Source organism: Escherichia sp. E2586, from assembly GCF_005781105.1.
Lineage (GTDB): Bacteria > Pseudomonadota > Gammaproteobacteria > Enterobacterales > Enterobacteriaceae > Escherichia.
Genome location: NZ_VATN01000043.1, coordinates 1 through 1,680, shown reverse-complemented (window position 1 = coordinate 1,680; position 1,680 = coordinate 1). Strand labels below are relative to the sequence as shown.

General features: G+C 37.3%; 4 protein-coding genes. 1 reads left to right on the top strand and 3 read right to left on the bottom strand.

Going from position 1 to position 1,680, the window contains the following annotated elements; translation table 11 throughout:
* Window positions 1-366, bottom strand: a 366-nt coding sequence (locus tag FEK50_RS23500) for an ISAs1 family transposase (protein ID WP_138211687.1), incomplete at its 3' end; no start/stop codon positions are given.
* 194 nt (window positions 367-560) lie between these two features.
* Here FEK50_RS23500 and FEK50_RS23495 point away from each other — a divergent pair.
* Window positions 561-698, top strand: a complete 138-nt coding sequence (locus FEK50_RS23495; protein WP_240731153.1) for a hypothetical protein — start codon at window positions 561-563, stop codon at window positions 696-698.
* A 49-nt stretch (window positions 699-747) separates the two neighbouring features.
* On the opposite strand, the gene FEK50_RS23490 is transcribed toward FEK50_RS23495, so the two are convergent.
* Complete coding sequence (locus FEK50_RS23490; RefSeq protein ID WP_131162687.1) at window positions 748-1,233, bottom strand: CPCC family cysteine-rich protein; 486 nt, start codon at window positions 1,231-1,233, stop codon at window positions 748-750.
* On the bottom strand, window positions 1,233-1,680 hold a 448-nt coding region (locus tag FEK50_RS24655), incomplete at its 5' end, for an RHS repeat-associated core domain-containing protein (RefSeq protein WP_276320337.1). The genes FEK50_RS24655 and FEK50_RS23490, both read right to left, overlap by 1 nt.

Here is a 1,680-nt window from a genome sequence, read left to right as displayed (position 1 = left end):
GCGGCGACTCTTGTCATAAGAGTGCCGGAGCGTTTTTCCATCAATTGCAATGACGTCTTTATCATTTGAGGAATGGCAGTCACGCATCCAGTTAATAAAGCACTCGTGAAATTTCGCAGGACTGATACAGGATACAACTCTGGCAATAGTATCGTGAACAGGAATACCATTTTCAAAATCACCATATTGTTTTAAAAAATCGAGATGTGTTTCCCCGAAATCCTCTTTATCTTCCCAACCTTCTGCACCAGAAATAACGGCACAAATAGTCAACAGTAGAATATCAGACAATTTATGTTCCACTTTCCAGGCTTGTCTGCAATCGGGAATAATAGAAATATGTTCCATCAATTTTTTAAGTTCCATTTTGTTCTCCTTAATAATGTAAGGAGTATTTGATCATGTATAAGCAATGAAAAACAGCTTTAGGTAATAAGGAATGTCTCAATTATCGAACATTTAGTGCGAATTATTTAGTACAAAAAAGCAGCGTTACGTGATCTTTACCTGACGCCAGATGGCTGAGAGAAGCGGGGTTTGAGATCGGCACGGGCGTTACTGTGAAGATCTCGGAAGGCTGCCTGATCCTGCTTGCGGATAACAACGAAGTACAGGAACTGCGCAGGGAGCTTTATCAGGTTAAACAGGCAGTTAAGGGGATGCGTGACGGGATCTTTAGTGTGCTGAACGAGAGTTAAATAATAAAAAGCCGGGAAGGTTCAATTCCCTTCCCGGTAATACAAATAACTAAACCCTAATATACACATCCATATATTTTGATACATTATCTTTATATAAAGAAGAATTTCTAAAGGTCTTTAAATCAATACCATTTAATTTACTGTAACCATCCTCACTCAATGAGTCAGATTGCCAACCACAGACGGGGCATATTTCAAAAACAGAGTCTTCATATTTGTCAAAAACAATAAACCTACAAGCGGCGCAATGAACCCCAGTAATTTCGCTATCAGAATGATCGATGATTTTTATTTCATTCCCAGTAACTTCCTTAACCTTATTTTCTAGATACTTATTTCTTACTAATGGAGATAATTTATAAGCATCAATAATATCGTTATTAAAAATTTGCCTATTAGATAAGGATGATTCAGGAATATCTATTAGTCCATTCTCATACAAAAAAGTAACTCTGCCGTCTGAACTTAAAGTAAATAATGAATAAGAGGAAAGAAAATCAATAACCTCGGAATGAAGGAATTCTATATACATTATTTTTCTCCAGCTAAGTCAATTGCATCCTGAAATGGAGTCTTACTTCGTCCATCATCTATATAATAAGTCCTCATTTCTCTTTTCCCCATATGCCCTACAAATATCTCACCAGTACTTTTATCATGTCTGATTACAAAATTGCCTACCTTTGCTTCTTGCATTGATTCGGTTAAAGGTTTTGAAGCAAATTCTTTCGCTTTTGCCATATATTGATTTTGCGTAATATTACCAAACTCGTGTCCATGTTTTGCATAGTGATATTGTAATCCAGTTTGACCTGTTACAGGGTTTTTGTTCGGGTTAAAGCTTTTCCACTTAACAGAGCCAGCGATACCACAATTATTAAGTCCGAGAGGATCGATCCAACTTAATGGATTTGGTGCATACTGATAAAGATTTATTCCCCCCGCCAGCCCTATCGGATCCGTAACTATGAACCGCCCG

What these genes read in the sequence shown, in the direction of transcription:
- FEK50_RS23490 (WP_131162687.1), bottom strand. Translation starts at nt 1,233, where the DNA reads ATGTATATAGAATTCCTTCATTCCGAGGTTATTGATTTTCTTTCCTCT.